We start from the raw sequence: 19560 nt of genomic DNA, 5'->3' as shown, positions 1-19560 counted from the left end.
AATTAAGAGATTGCCTTTGACATCTGACTAATAAATCAGCTTATTTTTTTACCGAGAACTTGTATATAGTTTGAGTTTTATAAACCTGGCCCGGCTTTAACACAGTTGAAGCAAAGTTTGGTTGGTTTGGTGCGTCAGGGAAGTGTTGAGTTTCCATAGCGAAAGCAGTACGTTTACCATCTTTTGCACCACCACGAATGGTGTTTCCACCAGACATAAAGTTACCGCTGTAAAACTGCAATCCCGGCTCATCCGTATAAATATCCATTTGGATTCCGCTTTTATCGCCAATAACGGTAGCTACAACATCCTTTAAAGTATGCTTATTTAAAGCATAATTATGGTCATAACCCGGTCCATATTTCAATTGCTGGTTATCAGCATCTATTTCTTTGCCCAATGCTTTAAAGCTGGTAAAATCAAATGGCGTACCTTTTACCGGCTCAATTTTTCCGGTTGGTATTAATCCTCTGTCAACCGGGGTATAGTTATCAGCATTAATTTTAACCTGGTGATTCAAAATGTCACCATTGCCCTCGCCATTAAGGTTGTAATAAGCATGGTTGGTTAAGTTTACTACTGTAGTTTTATCGGTAGTAGCCTCATAGCTAATTTGCAGGGCGTTATCATCGGTTAAATGATAAGTTACTTTAGTTTGTAAGTTACCCGGGTAACCTTCCTCCATATCTTTTGCAAGGTAGGTCAATTCAACTGTTTGTGGGTTGGTTTGCTTGCCATCAAATACAACCTGGTCAAATCCTTTTTTACCACCGTGTAATGAGTTAGGAGCATTATTAGTAGCCAAAGTATATTCTTTACCCTCCAAAGTAAATTTACCTTTAGCAATACGGTTTCCGTAACGGCCAATTGTACCGCCGTAATAAGCGCTTGCTCCTTTTTTGTAACCCTCAATATTATCAAATCCTAAAACTACACTGGTTAATTTGCCGGTTTTATCAGGCACTAATGCGCTTACTAAGTGACCGCCATAATTAGTTATGGCTACTTGCATACCCTTTTTGTTTTTCAATACATAAAGTTGTGTTTGTTTTCCGTCGATAGTTCTTTCAAAACCGGATGCTGCAGGCAATTTGGCCTGGCCAGTAGTATCAGTCATAATAGTGGTAGTAGTTGTCGTTGTTTCGGTAGTAGTTGTTGTTGTTTCGGTAGTTTTACCATCGCCGCAGGCGGTCAATGATATAATACAAGCCGGAAAGATAATAACCGACAGGCGTTTAATTGATGGGTACATTACTTTAGTTTTAAGTGATTGTTAGTATGAATAATTGATTTAACATCAGCAACGTAGCTGTTATTAGGTTTATTTCAAAAATGATAAAAAAAACTGTAATTACAACGTATGTATAGTGCAAATTTAAAATTCCAGTTCACCGGGTGTAACCACTGCCGATTCGCAAATATAAGTGGGTACAATACCCGTAGCTTTTATACGTGTATCTACATCCTGCGTCAGGGTATTGCCTGATAGTACCAGTACGGTATCTAATCCAAACTTATTACCGCCCAAAATATCGGTACGCAATGTGTCCCCTACCATTACGATATCTTTTTTGTTAATTGGTCGCTGTTCACGTATCAGATCATAGGCAAACATAAACATCTGCGAGTCGGGCTTACCAAAACGGATAAATTCGCGGCCCACAACATTTTCAATCATGGCTGCAATACCACCAATGGCAATATTTACATCGTGTATAGTTAGGGGGTAAGCATGGTCGGTATTGGCCACAATAGCAGGTATAGTACGTTTACGCAACAGGTTAACTGTTTTATTCAAATCGCGGCACCAATCAAAACCCTCATCATCTAAAAATATAAGCGCGTTTACTTTATCAATATTACTATCATTAATAGCGCTTATAGGTAATGTATGCAAGCCCGAGCTTTCAATATAATGCGCCGAGTTTTCGGTACCTAAATAAGCTACTATGCCATCATTTACTTTCAAGTCAAGATACTCTTTGGTTAACATACCTGATGATATAATGCAATCCTGCGATATGGTATGCAAACCCATTTTGTGGTACGATTCGGCTAACTGTGCCGGGCTGCGCGAAGCATCATTGGTAACTATATAGTACTGTTTATTTTGTCGTTTAAGGTATTCAAATGTATTTTCGACTCCCGGCACTAAACCCGAATGGGTTTTAATAACACCAAACGCATCAAAAAATATAACATCGTACTGATCAATTATCGATTTAAAGTTATCAACTTGTTGCATTTATTGGCTATTATATATTATAGTTGCAATATAGCTTATTTGTAAGTATTAGCTTAGCTCAAGCGCATCTAATAATATATCTGCGTTAAAATCCCTGTCAACAGATGGCAGATAGATGTCAAACGCCTCGGCTTGCAGTTTTTTTGCATATTGAGCGCTAAAAAAGTATTTACCATCTTTTATCACATAATTAAGGATGAAAAAGCGATACATCTCTTTTAAAAACCTGATCTCGTTAGCGGTGAGCGGGTTTATCTTATGATACTCTTTCAAAAACAGAATAAAACCTTCTTCGTTCAAAGTATCTATTACATAGCTGAATACCGTTTTATCCCCTACCGATGATACCACCCTGCTTAAAAAATAAAAATCCAATATCCGGTAACTCATTCTAAACCAATCATAATCCCACCGCGAATACAAATTAAGGTTTGCATCAACCGAGAAGTTACCAATGTTCCAGTCAATAAATACAGGTATGATCTCGAAGGTTTTCATATTGTATTTTGACCGGTTACGCAAAAAGGCTTCGCAATGGAACTTTAAAAAGTCAGCCTGCATCGTTGTACCAAATTGCTTCTCGTTAGTTTCCAACTGGTGCATCAAGGCATAAATATCGGTACGTAAAGTTTTTGAAGTTTTTGGCAATACGTTTTTAACCCGTTGGCAGGCTTTATGAAACTTGCCTATCTGTTGGCCCAATTTAACGATATGTCCCTCATCCAATTTACGGGGCAACCTGTCCATTATACGGGTTGGGTTATAAAATACTACCCAGGCATCAGTTTTATCTTGTTTGTAGCGGTAGATATAAACCCTATTATTCTTAAGCAGCGATTTGGTGAGCAGGTTTTCAAAAGGATATAACAGGTTGTTAGATAAACTATGTATGATGCGATGATCTTCCTTAAAAAACTCATATTTACCAAAGTAGGAAAACTTGGCAATTATGATATCATCGTCCTCGAAGGTTATTTTAAACACCTGGTTGGTTGATACCCTGGCGCTGATGTCCTCAATTTTCCTGATCTTCTTTGAGGCATCATACCCCTCCCACGCCTTACTTATTATTGCTGAATAATCCATTTTTTTATTTCCCTTGCAAAGGATACAAAGATATAATACAGGAAGATTGTTTGATTAATATGATTTATATTATTTCAAAATAGCGTTTTAGCTCCCAATTGGCTTCACTTTCAGTATATTGACGATGTTCCCATAAGCGCGTTTGCGTAAAATGCCGGGTAAATGCCTCGCCAAAAAGCTCATTAGCTACAACTGAGTTTTGCATAGCTATACTGGCATCGTATAAGTTGGAAGCCAACTTACCATTACGCGCATCTTCATAACCATTACCAATGGTTGCAGGCGTATTTAAAGCTAATTTATTTTTAATACCATACAATCCAGAGGCCAATGCTGCGGCCAATGCCAAATATGGGTTAGTGTCCGATCCCGGTATACGGGTTTCTACACGGGTGTTTTCCTTTTTTGAATTGATAACACGTAAAGCAGTGGTACGATTTTCAATACCCCATGTTACCGTAGTCGGCGCCCATGCCCCATCAACCAGGCGCTTGTAACTGTTAACGGTTGGTGCATACATAGGTAATATATGGGGGAGGCAGTATAATTGTCCGGCTATATAGTGTTTCATCAAATCACTCATTTTGTTCTTATCGGCTTCATTATAGAACAAATTTTCGGATTGATCCTTATTCCACAAGCTTTGATGAACATGGCCACTACAACCAGGTAAGCTGCTGTTCCATTTGGCCATAAACGAAGCCATTATCCCGTGTTTATAAGCGATTTCCTTTACAGCTGTTTTAAGCAATATCGCTTTATCTGCTGCCGCGATAATATGATCATGTATTATTGCGGCCTCATACACTCCCGGTCCGGTTTCGGTATGTAAACCTTCTACCGGGATATTAAACCGGCCCAGCAGGTCAAAAATATCGTTATAATACTCATAACATTGCGAAGTGCGCAGTATAGAGTAACCAAACATACCGGGTGTTAACGGCTCGGGATTGGTGTAATTTTTATCTTTAAGCGATTGTGGTGTTTCTTTAAAATTGAACCATTCAAACTCTTGTGCAAACTCCGGATGATAACCCATAGCTTCACATTGCGCGGTAATCCGTTTCAATAAACTACGCGGGCAAGCGGGTAAGTCATTACCATCCGAACTGCTAAAATCAGCTAAAAAGAACGGAACATTATACTGCCAGGGTATCGTACGAAAGGTAGACAGATCAATACGGCAAAGTTTATCCGGGTAACCGGTATGCCATCCGGTAAGATCTACATTATCATAAACCACATCATTACAGTCCCACCCAAAAACCACATCACAAAAACCATAGCCTGAATGCAGACCTTCGGTAAACTTTTTTTGATGGATGGTTTTACCGCGTAATATGCCATCAATATCCGCAATGGCAAATTTTATTTTTTGCAGGTCATTTTCTTTCAGGTAAGCTGTAATTTGCTGTTCGGTCATGGTAAAATGCAAAACGAAATAAATATTAAGCAATATAATACAAAAAGGGCGTAATTTGTGTTAGAAAAGATGCTTTTCACCGCTAACAAATGATAAATAAATTATTTATTTACGGATCATTATTGGAAACTGACAATGAGTTTGGCCGGTATTTAAAACAGCACGCTACTGTTTATAAACCCGGGATATTAAAAGGCAAATTATACGATGTGGGCGAATACCCGGGAGCTATTTATTTACCGGATACGGATTATAAGATACACGGCATAATTATTCAACTTACCAATACAAAAGAAACCCTAAAATACATTGACGATTATGAAGGTTTTGGTGATGATCAGTTACAACCCAACTTATTTATCCGCAAGTTGCTTACTATGCAAACTGCAGATGGCAATGTAAAGTGCTGGGTTTATTTGTACAACCACGCTACCACCCATCTGAAACACATTCTCTCCGGCGATTATTTAAGTTACAAAGGGGCATAAAAAAATCCCTTCCGTTTTACGGGAAGGGATTTAGTTTTTATAAAAAGCTAAAATTAAACTTTAGCTGATTTTACTGTTTTAATGATAACCGCAGCAACTTTGTATGGATCAGCTGCAGAGTTAGGGCGACGATCTTCTAAGTAACCGCTCCAGTCATGATCAACTGCATAAAGAGGGATACGGATAGAAGCACCACGATCAGATACACCATAGCTAAAGTCATGGATAGAAGCTGTTTCGTGTTTACCGGTTAAGCGTTGATCGTTATCAGCACCATATACCGCAATACACTCAGCAACTGCAGGACGGAAAGCCTCGCAAACTGCTTTAAATTTAGCTTCGCTGTTAGCAGTACGTAATAATGTATTTGAGAAGTTAGCGTGCATACCAGAACCATTCCAGTCTAATTGACCTAATGGTTTGCAATGCCAGTTAATTGATACTCCGTATTTCTCGCCTATTCTTTCTAACAAGTAACGTGCAACCCAAATTTGGTCACCGGCTTCTTTAGCGCCTTTAGCGAAGATCTGGAATTCCCACTGACCTGCAGCAACCTCTGCGTTGATACCTTCAACGTTTAAGCCGGCTTCTAAACATACGTCTAAGTGCTCCTCAACAATCTCACGACCGTAAGCGTTGTTTGCACCTACTGAACAGTAGTAAGGGCCTTGTGGGCCTGGATAACCACCTGCAGGGAAGCCAAGAGGTTTGTTAGTTGCAGGATCCCAAAGGAAATACTCTTGCTCAAAACCAAACCAGAAATCGTTATCATCATCCTCGATCAAAGCACGGCCGTTTGACTCATGCGGCTGACCTTTTGAATCCAAAACTTCACACATTACTAAGTGTGCGTCTTTTCTTCCCGGATCAGGGCAAGTATAAACCGGTTTCAAGATACAATCTGATGAGCCACCTGGTGCCTGCTCTGTTGATGAGCCATCAAAGCTCCAATTGTCAAGGTCTTCAACCTTGCCGCTAAATGATTTAACAATTTTTGTTTTGCTGCGCAGGCTTTGAGTTGGTTTATAACCGTCAAGCCAGATGTACTCTAGTTTTGTTGCCATTGTTTAATTATTTGTAAAAGTTGGTTCAAATTATACTTTTAGTAATGTTAACGCTTGTTATCACGACAAATTTATATTATTATTTCTATTTTTTGCAAATTTTATCGAAAAAACCTAAATAAAATATAAAATCATACAAAAACAGCTTTCAATGCAGTTAAATTAAGTAATAAATCATAAAAAAATTACAAATAAACAGTTTTTAGTAATTTTTATTCTGCATATCAGCTACTATTCACTTTAATTTTAAAAATCTTTAAACCATTGCTTTACAGCCCTGAATAAATACGGGATACTAATAAATATATATTTTACCTATTTAACACATTACGGGTCACTATTCTATATTTTTTTTCTTAAAATTGCGCCTGTTTAGTTTCCTTCTATATAAAACATAAATCATGAAAATAACTGTTGTAGGCGCCGGAGCTGTTGGCGCTACTTGTGCGGATAACATCGCCAGAAAAGAATTAGCTGAAGAAGTTATATTATTAGATATCAAAGAAGGTTTTGCCGAAGGCAAGGCTATTGATATGATGCAAACCTCGGCCCTGTTGGAGTTTGATACCAAAATTAAAGGTGTTACCAATGACTACGCCGCAACTGCTGACTCTGAAGTTGTAGTTATTACCTCTGGTTTACCACGTAAACCGGGAATGACCCGCGAAGAGTTAATTGGTGTTAACGCTGGTATTGTAAAAGGTGTTACCGAAAACATTTTAAAACACTCGCCAAATACCATCATCATCGTGGTATCTAACCCAATGGATACGATGAACTACTTAACCCTGAAAACTTCGGGCTTGCCTAAAAACCGAATTATAGGTATGGGTGGTGCATTGGATTCAGCACGATTTAAATATTATTTGAGCCAGGAGTTAAACTGCTCTCCTGCCGACTTAAACGCTGTTGTTATTGGTGGCCACGGTGATACTACCATGATCCCGTTAATTAACCACGCTACCTGGAACAGCATACCTGTTACCCAGTTTTTAAGTGCCGAGCAGCAAGAAAAAGTAGTTAAAGCTACTATGGTTGGTGGTGCTACTTTAACCGGTTTAATTGGTACATCTGCCTGGTATGCGCCGGGTGCAGGTACAGCGTTTATGGTTGAAGCTATTGTACGCGACCAAAAGAAACTAATCTCTTGCGGTGTAGCATTAGATGGCGAGTACCAGCAAAGCGATATCTCATTAGTAGTGCCGGTTATTTTAGGCAAAAACGGATGGGAGAAAATTGTTGATTTTAAACTAAGCGCCGACGAGCAAGCTACCTTTAACAAAAGCGCCGATGCCGTACGTGCAATGAACAATGTATTAGCTGATAGCAAATTGATCTAATAATCAACCACATATCAATATATAAAAAAGGCTTTATCGTTTGATAAAGCCTTTTTTGTTGAACATGGTTTACACAACTTAACACATTTTGAATATTTTATACATCTATATAGTTGATAATCAATTTTTTAACATAAAAAACTATCAAAAATATGTTAACCTTAAATTACAAATATAAATAGCAACCGTAATTATTTTATAATCAACAATATATGACAATTTAAACTAGCTTCTCACCACGAGTTACAAACTCGCAGGAGCAAGCGGGCTAAAGCGGATTGTAAATCCGCGTACTGTAGTCCGGGATTATAAATCCGGACTAACTATTTCGATATATTACCCCATATCACACTGATAAAAACTATTGATGCAACAAAGAAAATCAAAAAGTTAATTGCCAATACTTTCCAAATTGGTGTTTGTATATGAACAGTTATTTTTTTTAGCAACCAGTTAACAATTCCAATAATCGCTACCATAAGTAAACTTACTATTACATCAAAAAGCAGCCGATAAGCAAGAAAAATCCAATATGAGTTTTTATAAACTTGCTGGAATTGCTCATCACTACCTAACCAAAACACAGAAGTGAAAAACAGAATAAAAACTCCAAGTAAGGATAGCACTAAGTTTGTTATGACAAATAGCATTTTAGTCCTTTTCACTTTTGTTTGATTAGCGATAGATATATACGACTATTCCATACAAAATCAGAATATACATACTACTTCCGATAACAATAGACTTCTGATTTTTTCGAGGATTTGATATAAACAGCAAATTTAAAACTAAATGAACTATTACAAATGCTCCAAACAATCTCCATGTAGCTGACTCATAATTACCATTAGATGCGTAGCCCGATAAAAATGCTATCGCACCAAACAGAAATACAGATGTTATAAATAATAAAACATTAACTATTAATATCCATAGAATGGATTTTATCATATTCTTTTACTTAAACTCCCCCACCGACAAATCACTATTAGCCACTGCGTCCGTAATTTTAAACTCAACAGATTCGCCTAATAGGCCGGTTACAAAAGTGTATGGTATTTTTATGCCGCCGTTTATAGCGCGGTAATCGCTAAACTCGTTTACAGAGGCACCCTGCACATCGGTAACCTGTTTAACTTTTAAACCGGTTTTAGTATCAAAATAACTTTTAACTTTTAAGCCATCAGGGCGGGTTACGGTTACCAGGTAGGCCAGTTCGCCGTTTACAATTTGGGTCATGGGGTCCAGTTCTAAGGCATAACCCGGTTTGGTATAATCCAATTCGGGGAATAGGGTGTAGCGCGCCTTGATCTGGCTTTTAACGGTATTATCAACCTGTACTTCCTTATTTAACTGTATAGCGCTTATATCATCGCCATTAATAGCTATGCGCATTACTTTAAGGTCCTTATAGCTTGGGGCAGTTATTTCCTGCAGGAACATATTTGGCGACTTATACTTTGTACTTATTTTAATTTCGGTACCATCTATTTTGCCACCACCTAACATCATGATGTCTTTTATGGCCTGTACTTTGTCGGCACCGCCAATAGCATCTAAATGCGCTTTGACAACACCTGCGGCAGTAACATTTGCAGGTACAGCAACACCGCTAAAACTATTGTTATCGGGGTTAATATCAGGCAACACATGTTCAGGGTCTAAAGTTACCGATACAATTTTTGAGGTTGACTTATACGGGAACGTCCAGATTGCACCACGTTGCCAAATTTCGGCAGGCAGTTTTACGGTGCCTGTTTTACCATTTTCCTCTTTTATTTGCGCGATTACCGGCAGGGCCATTTCTTCCACGTTCTCTATGGTGATCAATGAACCTTTGGTGGCATCATTATCGGTATAATTAATAGCACGTACAGCCTGGTCAACTTTCCAGGTGGTAAAGAACCATTCGTTCCAAAACCAACTCAGGTCCTCGCCTGCCGCGTTATCCATCGTATGGAAAAAATCCCAGGGCGTTGGGTGCTTAAAGGCCCAGCGTTTAATATAAGTTTTAAAGGCATAATCAAAACGCTCCTCACCTAAAATCTGCTCGCGCAAAATGGTTAACCCCAAAGCAGGTTTATTATAAGCCGCATAACCCAAATAGCCAGACTGTATAACATCAGGTATATTCATTATCGCGTCTGCATCCGGATTAAACATGGCAGGTGCAGATTTTTGCTCATCAGGTTTGTCGTAATACTCGCCGTTGTTAAATGCCTTGGTCGAGCCATGGTTAATAAATGTGTTAAAGCCCTCATCCATCCATGCATATTTACGCTCGTTTGAGCCCACGATCATCGGGAACCAGTTATGGCCAAACTCGTGGTCGGTAACGTTCCATAACTCACCTCCTGCCGATTTAGCATCACAAAAAACAATGCCGGGGTATTCCATACCTCCCACTATACCCGCTACGTTAGTTGCTGCAGGGTAAGTAAACTCAAACCATTTGCCCGAGTAAAATTCGATAGCGCCCTTTACATATTCTGTTGATCGGCCCCAGGCTTCGTTACCCGCAGCCTCAACCGGATAAACAGATTGTGCCAATGCTTTTTTACCGCTTGGTAAATTAATGCGCGCGGCATCCCATATAAAAGCCTTTGAAGCAGCCCAGGCCACATCGCGCGTATTTTTGCAGCTAAAGCGCCAGGTTAAAGTTGGCTTTGCAGGATGCCACGAGGCATTGGCAATATCGGCTTCAGTACGTATCATCACTGTTTTATCGCTGGCTTTTGCAGCCGCTAATTTGCTGATTACTGCCGGGGTATATACCTCGGCTGGGTTTGTTACCTCGCCCGAACCTACTATTACCATATCAGACGGCGCGGTTATGTTATAATTAATATTACCATACTCCAGGTAAAACTCTCCTGCTCCCTGGTAAGGCAGGGTGTTCCAGCCGCTTATATCATCATAAACCTCCATGCGCGGGTACCACTGGGCAATTTCATATATCCAGCCATTTTTAGTTTCCAACCTGCCCATGCGGTCGGTACCATACTCCGGTATATCAAAAGCGTAATCAATTTTTATCTGCAATTTACTGCCACCCGCTTTCAGGGTATCTTTTAACCTGATCTGTAAACGGGTATCATTCACTATATAATCTGCTTTTTCGGTTTTGCCGTTTTTAATGATGGTGATGCCTTTGATCTCGTTACCGTTGGTAAACGTTTTATTAGCAAACCTGCCGCCTGTAACCGGGCTGGTCGCCTCGGCGCGCGAATCTTCACGAAAGATATTCTGATCTACCTGCAACCATAAAAACGGCAGTCCATCCGGGCTATTATTGGTATAGGTAATTAAAGCCGATCCGCTTAAACGGTTCTTTTCCGGATCAAGGGTTACATCCAGCTTATAATCGGCACGGTTTTGCCAATAACGCGGACTTGGGGCGCCACCGGCTGTACGGTATTGGTTTCCCTTGTCTATATAAAAAGACGGGCTAAAAACCTTATGCTGATCATATTTGCTTGGCGATGGCTGTGCATCCTGCGCAAAAGTGGTAAAGGTACTTGCCGTTAAAAACAAAGCGGCTATAAATTGATAAAACTTCATATGAGGGTGTATTTAATTTTAAAGGTAATATAACGACATTAATTATTAAAATATATATCGACCTCTCCTAAATCCTCTCCAAAGGAGAGGACTTAAATACAATAGTTTATAATAATCTATTATAGCCCCTCTCCTTTGGAGAGGGGTTGGGGTGAGGTCACTAATTTAAAATCATTATGTATTATAAATGATGCGATAAATTTTAAATAGTTACGCTAAAGTAACCCCTATCTTTACCTATCCTGTAACATCACAACGCGTATGAATGATTTTATAGCCGCACGTTCGCAAATGGCCCTTTCGCTGGGGTTTCATATCATTTATTCCTGCATAGGTATGGTAATGCCGGTTTTTATGGCGGTGGCGCACTATAAATATTTAAAAACTAAAGACGAGGTTTATAAAAACATCACCCAGGCATGGAGCAAGGGCGTAGCTATTTTCTTCGCTACCGGCGCGGTATCGGGCACGATGTTATCTTTTGAGTTAGGTTTGCTATGGCCAGGCTTTATGGAGCACGCCGGACCGATATTTGGGATGCCATTCTCATTAGAGGGTGTCGCGTTTTTTATTGAAGCCATTGCCTTAGGATTTTTCCTTTACGGATGGAAGCGATTTAATAAATGGTTCCATTGGTGCACCGGGGTATTGGTTGGCGTAAGCGGTATTATATCAGGGGTTTTAGTAGTGGCCGCAAATGCTTGGATGAATAGTCCGGCAGGGTTTGATTATGTAGACGGACAATACCTTAATATTGATCCGGTTAAAGCGATGTTTAATGATGCCTGGTTCTCTGAAGCCCTGCACATGACCATTGCCGCCTTTGCAGCTACCGGATTTGCTGTAGCGGGCGTACATGCCTTAATGATCTATAAACGACAAAACATTACCTTCCATACCAAAGCTTTTAAAATAGCCATAGCGTTTGGGGTGGCAACGGCATTATTACAACCTTTAAGCGGCGATATATCTGCCAAAAGCGTAGCCAAAAGACAACCCGCTAAATTAGCCGCTATGGAGGCTTTGTTTAAAACACAAACCCATGCACCCTTATTGATAGGCGGAGTGCCTGATACTGCCACCGAAGAAGTTAAATACGGACTGGAACTACCCGGCATGTTGAGCTTTTTAGTACATGATAATTTTGAGGGAGAAGTAAAAGGTTTGGATGCCATACCGAAAAACGAGCAGCCCCCTGTGGCTATAACTCACTATGCATTTCAGTTGATGGTAGGCTTGGGTATGGCGATGATGGCTATTGCCGTATTGTATTTGATAGCCATTTGGAAAAAACGAAGCTGGCTGTTTAAAAAATGGTTTTTGCAGCTTTTTATCATAGCTACGCCATTTGGCTTTTTGGCCGTAGAGGCCGGATGGACAGTAACCGAAGTAGGCCGCCAGCCCTGGATATTACAGGGCATTATGCGTACTGCCGACGCGGTTACACCCATGCCGGGTATACAATATTCGTTTTACCTGTTTAGCTTTGTTTATTTTACTTTAAGCCTGGCGGTTATATTTCTACTGGCCAGGCAAATTAAAATGGTACCCGAGTTGTATGATAAGTGAGTGGTTGATTAAGTGAATAGTTATTATAAAGCTGTTCAATCAACCCAACAAAATAAACTACTCACCCAATCAACCATTCACATAATCAACTAAAAAAAATGCTAACCGTTGTTATCCTCTTCCTGTTTTTTGCCATACTGCTTTATTTTTTATTAGGCGGGGCCGATTTTGGCGCGGGTATCATAGAGCTATTCACGTCTGACCCGAATAAAAACCGCACCCGCCGCACCATGTACCAGGCCATAGGGCCCATATGGGAAGCCAACCACATGTGGCTGATCATTGCCGTGGTAATTTTGTTTGTTGGCTTTCCGCGCATATATACGCAGATGTCAATTTACCTGCATATCCCTATTTTGATCATGCTGATGGGAATTATAGCGCGTGGTACGGCATTTACATTTCGTGCCTATGATGCAGTAAAAGGCGAACGCACACAGTATTTATACAACCACATATTTGTTTACTCCAGTTTTATTACGCCTTTATTTTTAGGGATCATAGCGGGCAGTGTCATATCCGGGCACATTGATACAAAGGCCACCTCATTTATGGATGCTTACGTGTATAGCTGGTTTAATTTATTTTCAGTTGCTGTAGGTTTATTTACAGTTGCGCTCTGCGGATTTTTGGCGGCAATTTACCTGATAGGCGAATCAACAGAAGAAATTGACATAAAGCGCTTTATACTTAAAGCCAAAGTATTAAACATACTGGCGTTTGTGTTTGGCGGGTTGGTATTCTTAGCTGCCGAGATCGAGAATATTCACCTGGCGTCATGGATATTTGGCAACCCAATAAGTTTAGTAGCCGTAATAGCCGCATCTGTATCGCTGGTATTGCTTTGGTTAACTATCAATAAAGGCAAAAGGTTAATAGCGCGTGCATTTGCCGCTTTCCAGGTGAGTATGATATTGCTGTCGGTTGGGTATAGGCATTACCCCAACTTTATCATGATCAAAGGTGGTGAGAATATGTCGCTGTTAACTGAACATGCTACCGAAAAAACTATTGATACCTTAGGTACAGCGTTGTTGACCGGCAGTTTGTTAATACTGCCATCATTATTTTATTTATATTATAGTTTTAAGGACAGGAATAGAACAGATTATTAGTCATTTGTCACTGGTCATTGGTTCTATCAATACTAATGACAACTGACCAATGACTAACATTCCGGCAAGCTTATCGGCACATTTACCGCCAGGCCCCCATCAGAAGTTTCTTTGTATTTGGAGTTCATATCCAACGCGGTAAGCCACATGGTTTTAACTACCGCATCTAAACTTACTTTGGCATTATCAGGGTTACTTTGCAGGGCCAATTGCGATGCGGTAATGGCTTTAATAGCTCCCATGGTATTCCGTTCAATACAAGGCACCTGTACTAAGCCACCTATCGGGTCGCAGGTCATGCCCAAATGATGCTCCATGGCAATCTCTGCCGCCATCATTACCTGGCGCTGTGAGCCGCCCATACATTCGGTAAGTGCTGCGGCAGCCATGGCTGATGATACGCCGATCTCCGCCTGGCAGCCGCCCATAGCTGCGGATATGGTAGCCCCTTTTTTAAATATACAGCCAATCTCTGATGCGGTTAATAAAAACTGGATGATTTGATCATCAGTATAACCATCACAAAAGGTAATGTAGTATTGCAATACCGCAGGTATTACCCCGGCAGCACCATTAGTTGGTGCAGTTACCACACGGCCAAATGAAGCATTTTCTTCATTAACAGCCAGGGCAAAGCAACTTACCCAATCCAGTATATATTGGAAACCATTACCTGTGTTACGAATAGCTATCAACCAATCATCATAATTAGTTTCCTGGTAGTTATTCAATAGTTTCCTGTTTAAAACTGATGCCCGGCGGGTTACGTTTAGTCCCCCCGGCAGCATGCCTTTGGTATGGTAGCCTTTATACATACATTCCTTCATTACCCGGAATATATTAAGCATACCACTCTTTATTTCTCCCTCATTTCTCCAGGCCAGTTCGTTTTCAAATACCACTTCAGATATTTTTAGCCCCGTGGTTAAACACCAATGCAGTAATGCCGCTGCATTTTGTATAGGAAAAGGCAGATCAACCTGCTTGGTAGTTAATTGCTTTTGCTCACCTTCCTTTAACACAAAGCCACCACCTATAGAATAATAGGTTTCTGAAAAAGCGGTTCCGTTATTTAAAAACGCCTGGAAAGTTACTGCATTGGGGTGAGCAGGCAAGCTCTCGCCCGAAAGAAAAAGAATATCCTCTACAGGTGAAAAAGCAATCGCCTTGTTGCCACCCAATACAATTTCATTTTTTACAAGTATGTTTTGAATTTCGGTATTGACGCTGCTTACATCCATGGTAACCGGGTCATGACCACTTAATCCCAATTGTATGGCAATATCAGTGCCGTGTCCATGTCCGGTTTTGGCTAATGAACCGTATAACAAAACTTTAATTCCGGCTACTGTATTTAATGATTGAGCACTGTCAAGCGATTGGATAAATTGCTGCGCGGCACGCCAGGGGCCAAGTGTATGTGAACTTGACGGCCCAATGCCTATTTTAAACATATCAAATGCGGATAGCTGCTCTTTTTCCATTTCTAAACTCAGCTAATAATAATCATAGTCATTGCACAGAGCAATGACATATACAAGATACGCTTAATTAAGCGGTAAATGGAGGTTTAACTACTTTGGCCTTAACCTGGTTATCCCTAATCTTGATAAATATCTCTGTGCCGTCTTTTGCAAACTCGGTTTTAACATAACCCATCCCAATTGCTTTTTGTAAAGATGGTGATTGCGTACCTGATGTTACCTTACCTATAATATTTCCGCTGGCATCAGTTATTTCATAATCATGACGCGGTATACCACGATCTATCATTTCGATACCTACCAGTTTACGGGTAACACCGTTCTGCTTTTGTTGCTGTAACGCTGCCGAATTGGTAAACTCTTTACTAAATTTAGTGATCCAACCTAAACCGGCTTCTAATGGCGATGTAGTGTCATCAATATCATTACCATATAAACAGAAACCTTTTTCTAAACGCAGGGTATCACGTGCGCCTAAACCAATGGGTTTGATATCAAACTCTGCTCCTGCTTTAAATACGGCATCCCATATGGCATCTGCATGAGCATTATCAAAATATATCTCGAAACCGCCCGCTCCTGTATAACCTGTAGCTGATATTAATACATTATCCACGCCTGCAAATTTGCCCTTTTTAAAAGAATAGTACTCCATGGAACCTAAGTCTACCTCGGTTAATTTTTGTAAAGCTTCGGCCGCTTTAGGGCCCTGTATGGCCAATAAAGTGGTGCGGTCTGATATATCTTTCATATCTACGCCCAGGTCATTGTATTTAGCTATCCAGTTCCAGTCCTTTTCAATGTTTGAGGCGTTAACCACCAGCATATAGGTTTTTTCGTCTATCCGGTAAACCAACAAGTCATCAACAATCCCGCCATCCTCATTAGGCAGGCAAGAGTATTGCACTTTACCATCCACCAATTTTGAAGCATCGTTACTGGTCACTTTTTGTATCAACGCCAGCGCGTTTTCGCCTTTAAGGATAAACTCGCCCATGTGGCTAACATCAAAAACGCCAACGCCTTTTCGTACTGTCTCATGCTCGGCATTTATACCGGCGTATTGTACGGGCATATTATACCCGGCAAAAGGAACCATTTTTGCACCCAGTGCTATATGTTTATCTGTTAATGCTGTAGTCTTCATTTGTAATGATTTGGCAATTATTCTATAACGCTTTCTTCAAACGCGTACTCTTCAATTGGCGGGCAGCTGCATATCAACGTACGGTCGCCATAGGTATCATTCACCCTACCTACTGATGGCCAGAACTTGTTACTGGTTACATAATGTAATGGAAACGCTGCTTTTTGGCGGGTGTATGGATGTGCCCAATCATTAGCGGTTATAACTGCTGCAGTATGCGGCGCATTTTTAAGCGGGTTATCTAATTTATTAGATAATCCTTTTTCCACATCCTCAATTTCGTGACGAATGGAGATCATCGCATCACAAAAACGATCTAACTCATGTTTTGGCTCTGATTCGGTTGGTTCAACCATTACCGTGCCTGCAACCGGGAATGATACCGTTGGTGCGTGGAAACCATAATCCATCAGGCGTTTGGCAATATCTACCACCTCTATACCGAAGTTTTTAAATGAGCGGCAGTCTAATATCATTTCGTGCGCACAACGTCCGTTAGTACCTGTGTATAGTACCGGGTAATGTTTCTCCAAGCGTGTTTTGATATAATTTGCATTCAATATCGCATAACGAGTGGCATTGGTTAAACCATCGGCACCCATCATGGCGATATAAGCATGAGATATAATTAATATAGATGCAGATCCCCATGGCGCTGCTGATACAGCCGGGATAGATTTACCTTTATCAATATCAACAACAGCATGGCCCGGAAGATACGGCACCAAATGTTTAGCCACACCGATTGGGCCCATACCAGGCCCGCCACCACCGTGCGGTATACAAAATGTTTTATGCAGGTTTAAGTGGCAAACATCGGCTCCAATATTAGCCGGGCTGGTTAATCCTACCTGCGCGTTCATATTAGCGCCATCCATATAAACCTGGCCACCATTTGCATGTATGATCTCGCATATTTCAATAATAGATTCTTCAAACACACCATGCGTTGACGGATAGGTCACCATCAGGCATGATAGTTCATCTTTGTATTGCTCTGCTTTTTCTTTCAGGTCATTTACATCAATGTTACCGTTGTCATCGCATTTTACTACAATGATTTTCATACCGGCCATAGCTGCCGATGCCGGGTTAGTACCATGTGCCGATGAGGGTATTAAAGCGATATTACGATGATCATCACCCCTATCTAAATGATAAGCACGAATAACCATTAAGCCCGCATACTCGCCTTGTGCGCCAGCGTTTGGCTGTAAACTCATGGCTGCAAAGCCTGTAATTTCTGATAGCCAGTCATTCAACTCGGCAAATAATTGCATATAACCGCCTGTTTGGTCAACCGGGGCAAATGGATGCATTCGGCTAAATTCGGCCCAGGTTACAGGTATCATTTCGGTAGTAGCGTTTAGTTTCATGGTACACGAACCTAAAGCGATCATGGAATGGCAAAGCGAAAGATCTTTTGCTTCCAGCGATTTTATATAACGCAGCATTTCATGTTCTGAATGATGCGAATTAAATATGCTATGTGTTAAGTAAGCCGATGTACGTTGTTTACCTGCAGGTATAGTAGTTTGCAGGTTAGCTTTTAACTCCTCAAAATTAACATCATTGATGGTTTTGCCTTTTACCTTAGCAAAAAAGCGTACCATGGTTTTGATGTCTTCCGAAGAAGTTGTCTCATCAATAGAAATAGTAATAGCCGAACCTGAATAATTCAGGTTCATTTCATTGTTAATTGCTTCACCGTTTATTGGACCGGTTAAGTCTCCGGTTTCAAACCTTAAGGTATCAAAATAGCCTTTGTTAGTTTGCTCGTATCCTAATTGGCGTAATGAATTATCTAATAGCACAGCTAAACCGTGTATTCTTTCTGCTATTTTTTTTAACCCATCCGGTCCATGATATACAGCATACATCCCGGCCATAATAGCCAATAAAGCCTGCGCAGTACAAATGTTTGAAGTAGCTTTATCCCTGCGGATGTGCTGCTCGCGGGTTTGTAATGCCATGCGCAAAGCATAATTACCGGCACTATCAATAGTTACCCCAATTATGCGACCCGGCATGGAGCGTTTGTATTCTTCCTTGGTAGCAAAGAAGGCGGCGTGCGGCCCGCCAAAACCCATTGGTACACCAAAACGCTGTGTTGAACCCACAACTATATCCGCGCCCCATTCGCCCGGAGGGGTTAATAGCAATAAGCTCATAATATCGGCAGCTACAGTTAGCTTAACACCTTTATCATGCAATTTATTGGCAAACTCTTTATAATCATAAACCTCGCCACTGCCTGCAGGGTATTGTACAATAGCACCAAACATGCCTTCGCTTATTTCAACAGTTTGATGATCGCCTATCAGTAAATCAATTCCGTAAGGCTGCGCACGTGTTTTTAAAATATCTATAGTTTGTGGAAATACATCCTGTGATACGAAAAACACTTTAGCATCCTGGTTTTTACGCAAGCTGTACTGCATAAACATGGCCTCGGCTGCTGCAGTACCCTCATCCAATAACGAAGCATTAGCAATCTCCATCCCGGTTAAATCAATAACCATGGTTTGGAAGTTTAGCAGCGCTTGTAAACGCCCTTGGGCTATTTCAGCCTGGTATGGGGTGTACTGGGTATACCATCCTGGGTTTTCTAATATATTTCTTTGGATAACTCCCGGAACTATTACATCATAATAACCCTGGCCGATATAGCTTTTATATACCTTGTTTTTACTTGCGGTTTGTTTCAGGTTAGCCAGGTAATCAAATTCACTTTTTGCTGCAGGTAACTGCAGAGGCTGTTTCAAACGTATTTGTGATGGAACTGTCTGATCGATCAATTCATCAAGTGTGTTTACACCCACAGCATTCAACATTTCTGCAGTTGCTGCATCATTTGGCGCAATGTGCCTTTTTTCAAAAAGTTCCTGGTAATCTGTATTCAAATTCATTGAGAAGGGATTTAAACGTATTCCCTGCAAATTTAAACATTAGCCATTTTTTATTTACCATAGATAGTTATATTAGCAAATATTCCTTTTGGAAGCCTTATTACTATAAAAAAAATCTAAATCTGAACC

At 40.5% G+C, this 19560-nt stretch carries 14 protein-coding genes; 4 read left to right on the top strand and 10 right to left on the bottom strand.

Translation table 11 applies throughout. The annotated features are described in order from the left end of the window. Positions 1 to 40 precede the first annotated feature (40 nt). The 4 genes from ACYVJ6_RS07300 to ACYVJ6_RS07285 all read right to left on the bottom strand — a co-directional run bounded on the left by ACYVJ6_RS07300 (position 41) and on the right by ACYVJ6_RS07285 (position 4754). Entirely contained in the window at positions 41 to 1252 is a 1212-nt protein-coding gene (locus tag ACYVJ6_RS07300; protein ID WP_460693393.1) for an aldose epimerase family protein, read from the bottom strand. A gap of 123 nt (positions 1253 to 1375) precedes the next feature. Then, positions 1376 to 2245, bottom strand: a complete 870-nt coding sequence (locus ACYVJ6_RS07295) for an HAD-IIA family hydrolase (RefSeq protein WP_460693392.1) — start codon at positions 2243 to 2245, stop codon at positions 1376 to 1378. Between the two features lie 48 nt (positions 2246 to 2293). Continuing rightward, positions 2294 to 3331, bottom strand: a complete 1038-nt coding sequence (locus ACYVJ6_RS07290) for a hypothetical protein (RefSeq protein WP_460693391.1) — start codon at positions 3329 to 3331, stop codon at positions 2294 to 2296. Between the two features lie 64 nt (positions 3332 to 3395). Further along, on the bottom strand, positions 3396 to 4754 hold the full coding sequence (locus ACYVJ6_RS07285; RefSeq protein ID WP_460693390.1) for a glutamine synthetase family protein: 1359 nt from the start codon (positions 4752 to 4754) through the stop codon (positions 3396 to 3398). A gap of 89 nt (positions 4755 to 4843) precedes the next feature. Between ACYVJ6_RS07285 and ACYVJ6_RS07280 the strand changes: the two genes are divergently transcribed. Next, positions 4844 to 5242 carry a gamma-glutamylcyclotransferase family protein gene (locus ACYVJ6_RS07280; RefSeq protein ID WP_460693389.1) on the top strand — a complete coding sequence of 133 codons (399 nt, stop codon included), beginning with the start codon at positions 4844 to 4846 and terminating at the stop codon, positions 5240 to 5242. A 53-nt stretch (positions 5243 to 5295) separates the two neighbouring features. Here the strand turns inward: ACYVJ6_RS07280 and ACYVJ6_RS07275 are convergent, their stop codons facing one another. Then, positions 5296 to 6306: a glutamine synthetase beta-grasp domain-containing protein gene (locus tag ACYVJ6_RS07275; RefSeq protein ID WP_460693388.1), complete on the bottom strand. Its 1011-nt coding sequence runs from the start codon at positions 6304 to 6306 to the stop codon at positions 5296 to 5298. A gap of 401 nt (positions 6307 to 6707) precedes the next feature. Between ACYVJ6_RS07275 and mdh the strand changes: the two genes are divergently transcribed. Further along, the gene (gene mdh / locus ACYVJ6_RS07270; protein WP_460693387.1) at positions 6708 to 7646 is read left to right on the top strand and encodes a malate dehydrogenase; all 939 of its coding nucleotides are present in this window, start codon (positions 6708 to 6710) and stop codon (positions 7644 to 7646) included. 323 nt (positions 7647 to 7969) lie between these two features. Here mdh and ACYVJ6_RS07265 read toward each other — a convergent pair whose 3' ends face one another. Then, positions 7970 to 8311: a hypothetical protein gene (locus tag ACYVJ6_RS07265; RefSeq protein WP_460693386.1), complete on the bottom strand. Its 342-nt coding sequence runs from the start codon at positions 8309 to 8311 to the stop codon at positions 7970 to 7972. 292 nt (positions 8312 to 8603) lie between these two features. Continuing rightward, complete coding sequence (locus ACYVJ6_RS07260) at positions 8604 to 11207, bottom strand: M1 family metallopeptidase (protein ID WP_460693385.1); 2604 nt, start codon at positions 11205 to 11207, stop codon at positions 8604 to 8606. A 261-nt stretch (positions 11208 to 11468) separates the two neighbouring features. Between ACYVJ6_RS07260 and ACYVJ6_RS07255 the strand changes: the two genes are divergently transcribed. Both ACYVJ6_RS07255 and ACYVJ6_RS07250 read left to right on the top strand, forming a co-directional pair. After that, complete coding sequence (locus tag ACYVJ6_RS07255; RefSeq protein ID WP_460693384.1) at positions 11469 to 12776, top strand: cytochrome ubiquinol oxidase subunit I; 1308 nt, start codon at positions 11469 to 11471, stop codon at positions 12774 to 12776. A 98-nt stretch (positions 12777 to 12874) separates the two neighbouring features. Then, positions 12875 to 13891 (top strand): cytochrome d ubiquinol oxidase subunit II, encoded by a 1017-nt coding sequence (locus ACYVJ6_RS07250; protein ID WP_460693383.1) that lies wholly within the window; start codon positions 12875 to 12877, stop codon positions 13889 to 13891. 53 nt (positions 13892 to 13944) lie between these two features. Here ACYVJ6_RS07250 and ACYVJ6_RS07245 read toward each other — a convergent pair whose 3' ends face one another. The 3 genes from ACYVJ6_RS07245 to gcvP form a co-directional block, all read right to left on the bottom strand. Next, a complete protein-coding gene (locus tag ACYVJ6_RS07245; protein ID WP_460693382.1) occupies positions 13945 to 15375 on the bottom strand; it encodes an L-serine ammonia-lyase in 1431 nt (476 codons plus the stop codon). 67 nt (positions 15376 to 15442) lie between these two features. Beyond that, positions 15443 to 16522, bottom strand: a complete 1080-nt coding sequence (gene gcvT, locus ACYVJ6_RS07240; RefSeq protein ID WP_460693381.1) for a glycine cleavage system aminomethyltransferase GcvT — start codon at positions 16520 to 16522, stop codon at positions 15443 to 15445. Positions 16523 to 16539: 17 nt separating this feature from the next. Then, positions 16540 to 19431 carry an aminomethyl-transferring glycine dehydrogenase gene (gcvP, locus tag ACYVJ6_RS07235; RefSeq protein WP_460693380.1) on the bottom strand — a complete coding sequence of 964 codons (2892 nt, stop codon included), beginning with the start codon at positions 19429 to 19431 and terminating at the stop codon, positions 16540 to 16542. Positions 19432 to 19560 lie beyond the last annotated feature (129 nt).

Source organism: Mucilaginibacter puniceus, assembly GCF_054783175.1.
Note: the sequence above shows the minus strand (reverse complement) of the source record. Positions and strands in the feature narration are given on the sequence as shown.